Raw genomic sequence first — 6,317 nt, 5'->3', positions numbered from 1 at the left:
AACCTGGCGAACAACACTGTCGAAATCAAACAATGATCTGCAAGGTCTTCTTGATCAGGTGCTTGGGCTCAGCTCTGATTCCCTGCTAATGGTGGCCAGCAATGACACGACGGAAAAGCAATTGTACAGAGATCAGTTAGTTAGCCTGAAATTCCAGCTTCAGGATGCGGGTACACGTACCAGTGCCAAGTTAGATACAGTCAGTCGATTACTAGCCGATGTTTCAGGCACTGTTCTGACCGTCAATACGTTGCAGGCGAGTATAAATGAGCGGTTACGGAAATCAGCGGAAACTACCTTCCAGAAAGAAGCACCTTATATCTGGGAAGCACCAGCAAAACTTACCTTCTTCGATGAATATAACCTGCTTAAGTCGACGTATCAGGGGCAGGACCAAATCCTCCGGTATTTCTTTACGGCTACCTGGGATAACCGCTTGTTGCTGCTGATTTTTGTCGGGGCTTTCTTCATCTGGGTATTTACTAATTTCAAAAAAGCCCGAACCCCTTCGCTCCGCGAAAAAATAGGGTTGCTTCGGTTCGACAGCATAAAGCCCATTCCAACGCTAAGCTCGCTGATTGTGTTGCTTACAATAACCCCTCTATTTGAGCCACAGTCGCCTACGCTATACATTGAGATCATCCAGTTTCTCCTGTTTCTGGTACTTACCTTCCATTTGTGGAATCGGTTAATCCCTCAGGAAAAGCAGTTATGGGCAGCGTCTGGGGTAATGTATGTACTCCTATTGCTGACCAATCCGATTGTTAGTGATGGCATTCTGCTGCGGCTGTGGTTGATCGCGCTGGATTTGGGTTTTCTGTATCTGGGTTATGTCTTCGCTCAGCGACTACCGCGCACACCTGTTTCCCGGCGGTTGATCCGTCCAGTCAGCCGACTTTATATGGTATTGCTCGTGCTGTCCATTCTGCTGAACGTGTTCGGTCGTATCAGCCTGGCTAAAACGTTTGGCGTTACGGCTGTCATTGGTCTTATCCAGATAACAGGGCTCGGCGTATTTATCGAAGTTGTTATGGAAGCGCTGGAATTGCAGATTAAACTAAGCGCCGGTTCGCAGGGAATTTTCTCACGGGTCAATGTGAAGCACATTCGCTGGTCATTTAAGCGGGGCCTGGCTTTTCTGGCGATTGTGATCTGGCTGCTCGTCTTTTTCATTAACCTGGGCATTTCGGATGCGGTCTACAATTTCCTTTACCAAGTACTTACCAGGCCACGTTCGTTTGGTAGCCTCAGTTTCACCTTAAGCAGTCTGTTATCATTTTCCGTAATTATTTATCTGGCGAGTTTATTACAGAAAAATATAGGCGTCTTTTTTGGGGAAAGCCAGTTGCCGGTTACGGATGGAGAGAATGCGCAGGTTAGTTCCGTGCTGGCCCTTGTCCGGCTCGTGGTCATCGTTGTGGGCGTATTGCTGGCCGTAGCGGCTTCCGGCATTTCGGTCGATAAGTTTACGGTAGTTCTGGGTGCCCTCAGCGTCGGAATCGGGTTGGGCATGCAAACCATCGTCACCAATTTTATCTCAGGAATCATCCTGATTTTTGAGAAACCATTTCGGATTGGCGACTACATCGAACTGGCCGATAAAAAAGGTCGTATCCGGGATATTGGCATTCGCTCAAGTAAAATGATTACCGTTCAGGGATCTGAAGTGATCATTCCAAACGGCGATTTGTTATCGAACCGGCTGGTAAACTGGACCTCGGGCGATGCGTATCTGAAAACTGAATTCAGCCTGAAGGTTAGTATGGACACCGATCTGGACACCGTTCGGGACATTATAAAAGAGGAAGTGAAGCAACTGGATGGTTCGCTGCAAAGCATGTCACCCGATATTCTGGTTACGTCGCTGGGGGGCGATACGGTGGAACTAAAAGTGCAGGTCTGGATACAGAGTATTTACAGCGAAGCCGGTATCAAAAGTCAGCTACTTCAGCGATTAGTGGTTCGATTTAAAGAAGCGGGGATTAAACTAATGTAAACAGGAGTTGAGAATCCGGCTAAGGCAAGTGCCGCGATACGTTGTTCAGATGAAGGAAAAGTAGAAATAATCATAAATAAGCGTGGGTGGTTGACTGGTTTTACGTATTGGCGAATGCAGTAGAAAAGGCTTCAGCCGCTTCTTTACAACGCGTCTTCTTACTCATTCGAACAACCAGTTCAGTACGTCTGCATGAAAGCTAGAATTGCGCTTTGCCTTCTTTTCGCGAGTTTTTCCCTAACCGTGGTTGGACAGGTAAAAACCAACCAGACGCAACCCGTAACCTACGCGGGAAGCCGGGCGCCGTTACGTTCTAATCCATACATCGAACTGCCACTAGGTGCCATCAAACCACAGGGATGGCTAAAGGAAATGCTGATTCGCCAGAAGAGCGGTGCAACGGGCCAACTGGATAAATTGTATCCGCTGGTGATGAATGAACGGAACGGCTGGCTGGGTGGCGACGGCGATCAGTGGGAGCGGGGGCCGTACTGGATCGATGGACTGCTGCCGCTGGCGTACATTCTGGACGATCAGGAACTGATTGCGAAAACCAAGCCCTGGGTGGAGTGGGCGCTTAACAGTCAGCAGCCCGACGGGTATTTTGGGCCGTCGAAAGACTACGGTCCCGAACCCGGTATCCAGCGCGATAACAGCCGGGACTGGTGGCCCAAAATGGTGATGCTCAAGATTCTGAAGCAGTACTACTCGGCTACGGGCGACAGGCGGGTGATCAGCCTGATGACGAATTATTTCAAGTACCAACTAAAAGAACTTCCCAAAAAACCGCTGGATCACTGGACGTTCTGGGCGCGTTATCGGGGTGGCGATAATCTGATGGTTATTTATTGGCTGTACAACCTGACGGGCGATAAATTTCTGCTCGATCTGGGCGATCTGGTTCATAAACAGACGTTCGATTATACGAATGCTTTTCTGAATACGGATATGCTCACCAAACCCGGTAGCATCCACTGTGTGAATCTGGCGCAGGGCATCAAAGCGCCCATCATTTATTATCAGCATCACCCCGACAAAAAATACCTGGACGCTACGAAAAAAGGCTTTGCCGACATTCGAAAATACAACGGTATGGCGCATGGGCTGTACGGGGGCGACGAAGCCCTGCACGGTAATAACCCAACGCAGGGTTCTGAGCTGTGTTCGGCCGTAGAGATGATGTTCTCATTGGAAAGTATGCTGGCCATCACGGGCGACGTAGCGTATGCCGACCATCTCGAAAAAGTGGCCTTTAACGCCCTACCTGCCCAGGTTTCGGACGATTTTATGACGCGCCAGTATTTCCAGCAGGCCAATCAGGTGATGGCTACCCGGCACACCCGCAACTTTGATGTCAACCATGAGGGGACGGACCTCTGCTTCGGTCTGCTTTCCGGCTATCCGTGCTGCACGTCGAATATGCACCAGGGTTGGCCAAAGTTTGTGCAGAACCTGTGGTACGCTACGGCTGACAAAGGGCTCGCTGCGCTGGCGTACTCGCCAAGTGAAGTAAAAACAACGGTCGGTAACGGTACAGTTGTTTCTGTGAAGGAAGAAACGGGCTATCCCTTTGAGGAAACGATCAAGTTCACCGTAACAATGGATCAGCGCACGAAACCGGCTACGTTCCCTTTCCACCTGCGTATTCCGCAATGGTGTAAAAAAGGCACGGTAAAAATCAATGGGAAATCCTGGAAAGAAGCGGCTGGAAACCAGTTGGTGAAAATTGAACGTGCCTGGAAATCGGGCGACGTAGTAGAACTGGAATTACCGATGCACATCTTCAAAAACAACTGGTACGAGAATTCAATGTCGGTGGAGCGCGGCCCCATTACGTATGCGCTGAAAATTGGCGAGGAGGTAACGCCTGTTAAAAACGAGAAAGACCCTATCGACTATGGCGCTACGTATAACGAAGTCCGCCCGACAACACCGTGGAATTACGCGCTGATTCAGGTGAAGGACGACAAGCTCGCGGAGCAGTATAAACTCGAAAAAGTGAAACCTGTTTCTGATTTTCCGTGGAATCCTGACAGCGCCCCTCTGCTGATAAAAACAAAAGCCAGACGCATTCCATCCTGGGGTATTTACAATGAAATGACCGGCCCGATTCCATACAGCATAACGTATCAACTGGAAACAGCAAAAGAGCTGGAAGACGTAACGCTGATTCCGTACGGATGTACCAATCTACGTATTTCGCAATTTCCGGTGGTTCGGAAGTGATTAACTGTGTGGCGTCGGGGTTGAGAACCCGACCCCCCGGGCCACGAGTCCACATAGATTATTAAAAGCCGATTTAAAACAGTATGCTTTCAATGACGAAATTTATAAACAAAGCCGTCTATAGCGTAGCAACATTCGCTTTTGCTACGTTGTCGGCAAAGGCGCAATTACTGGTTCAGCGGTTTGAGCCGGTCGGATTTTCGCAGGTGACCATTACGGATCAATTCTGGAAACCGAAGCTGGACAAGGTCGCTACGGCTACGCTTCAAGCCTGTATTGTCCAGACGGAACAGAAAACAGGCCGTATCCGCAATTTTGAAAAAGTAGCCCGTAAGCAAGGCGAAAAACATGAGGGTATTTACTACGATGACAGCGACGTATACAAAGCCATTGAAGCGATGTCGTACTCGCTTAAAAACCGTCCGGATGCCACCGTTCAGCAAAAAGCTGATGAGTGGATCGACAAGATTGCTGCGGCTCAACTGCCTGATGGCTACCTTAATACGTATTACACGCTCACCGGCCTGGACAAACGCTGGACCGACATGGAGCGGCACGAGGACTACTGCGCCGGTCACCTGATCGAAGCGGCCGTTGCGTATTATAACACAACCGGTAAGCGCAAACTGCTGGACGTAGCGATTCGGTTTGCCGACCATATCGACTCAACGTTTCGGATTAAAAACCGTCCTTGGGTGAGCGGACACCAGGAAATCGAACTAGCCCTGATGCGGCTGTATCATCTGACGAAGCAGGATCGTTACCTGAAACTGGCCGACTGGTTTCTGGACCAGCGCGGGCACGGCTACGGCAAGGGTAAAATCTGGGACGAGTGGAAAAACCCCAAATATTGCCAGGACGACGTACCGGTAAAGCAGCAAAAGGAAATTACGGGCCATGCCGTGCGGGCCATGTATCAGTATACCGGTGCTGCCGACGTCGCAGCCGCTACCAACGATCCGGGCTATATGAATGCCATGACCACCGTTTGGGAGGATGTTGTGCATCGGAATATGTACCTGACGGGCGGTATTGGTTCATCAGGGCATAACGAAGGCTTCACCGACGATTTCGACCTGCCCAACGAATCGGCATACTGCGAAACCTGTGCGTCGGTCGGTATGGTGTTCTGGAATCAGCGCATGAACCTGCTAACCGGCGAAAGCAAATACATCGACGTACTGGAACGTAGCTTATACAACGGGGCGCTCGATGGGCTGAGTTTGAGCGGAGATCGGTTTTTTTATGGTAATCCGCTTTCATCGGCGGGCAATTACGGACGTAGTGAATGGTTTGGTACGGCCTGCTGCCCCTCGAACATTGCCCGGCTGGTTGCGTCGCTGGGCGATTACATCTATGGTCGTTCCGAGCAGGGCATCTGGGTGAATCTATTCGTGGCCAGCAACACGACGTTCAGGTTTGGTAAAACCGACGTACCCCTTCAACTGGACACCCACTACCCGTGGGAAGGTACGGTAAAACTGACGGTCAATCCGGCAAAGAAAGTAGCGTATGCTCTGCATGTCAGGATACCCGGCTGGGCCGACAACGTACCGGTTCCGGGCAAGCTGTATCAGTTTACCGACAGCAACAGCGCAAAGGTTGAAATTTTGCTGAATGGTAAGCCCGCTACGTATCGTCAGGAAAAAGGCTACGCCGTGATCGACCGGACCTGGCAAAAAGGCGACGTTGTTGAGGTGAAATTACCGATGGATATCCGTCAGGTGGCGGCCCGTAAAGAAGTAAAAGCTGATCAGGATCGGATCGCCTTACAGCGCGGCCCGCTGGTTTATTGCGTCGAAGGGGTTGATAATGCGGGCAAAGCCTGGAATATTCTGGTTCCGGCAAAAGCAACGTATCAGACAAAATCCCATCAGGTTCTCGACGAACCCGTCGTGGCTATTCAGGCCAACGTAGCTGTGGTTGAAGCTGCACCCGATGGACTCAGTATCCAGACAACTCCCAAAATCATTACCGCTATTCCGTATTATTCCTGGGCCAATCGGGGTAAAAGCCCGATGCAGGTGTGGCTCCCCAGCCGCATTAAGGAGATAAAAATTACCGAATAAGCTGGTGCTACGTAGTGAGAAAGGCC

At 50.3% G+C, this 6,317-nt stretch carries 3 protein-coding genes; all 3 read left to right on the top strand.

The features are described 5' to 3' along the window. Positions 1 to 1,996, top strand: a 1,996-nt coding sequence (locus ACOJS8_RS13135) for a mechanosensitive ion channel family protein (RefSeq protein WP_420148997.1), incomplete at its 5' end; no start/stop codon positions are given. Positions 1,997 to 2,188: 192 nt separating this feature from the next. After that, positions 2,189 to 4,222 (top strand): beta-L-arabinofuranosidase domain-containing protein, encoded by a 2,034-nt coding sequence (locus tag ACOJS8_RS13130; protein ID WP_420148996.1) that lies wholly within the window; start codon positions 2,189 to 2,191, stop codon positions 4,220 to 4,222. A gap of 92 nt (positions 4,223 to 4,314) precedes the next feature. Continuing rightward, on the top strand, positions 4,315 to 6,291 hold the full coding sequence (locus tag ACOJS8_RS13125; protein WP_420148995.1) for a glycoside hydrolase family 127 protein: 1,977 nt from the start codon (positions 4,315 to 4,317) through the stop codon (positions 6,289 to 6,291). Positions 6,292 to 6,317 lie beyond the last annotated feature (26 nt).

The organism is Spirosoma sp. (genome assembly GCF_048594605.1).
In the GTDB taxonomy this organism is placed as follows: domain Bacteria; phylum Bacteroidota; class Bacteroidia; order Cytophagales; family Spirosomataceae; genus Spirosoma.
This window is presented reverse-complemented; position numbering and strand designations above follow the sequence as displayed.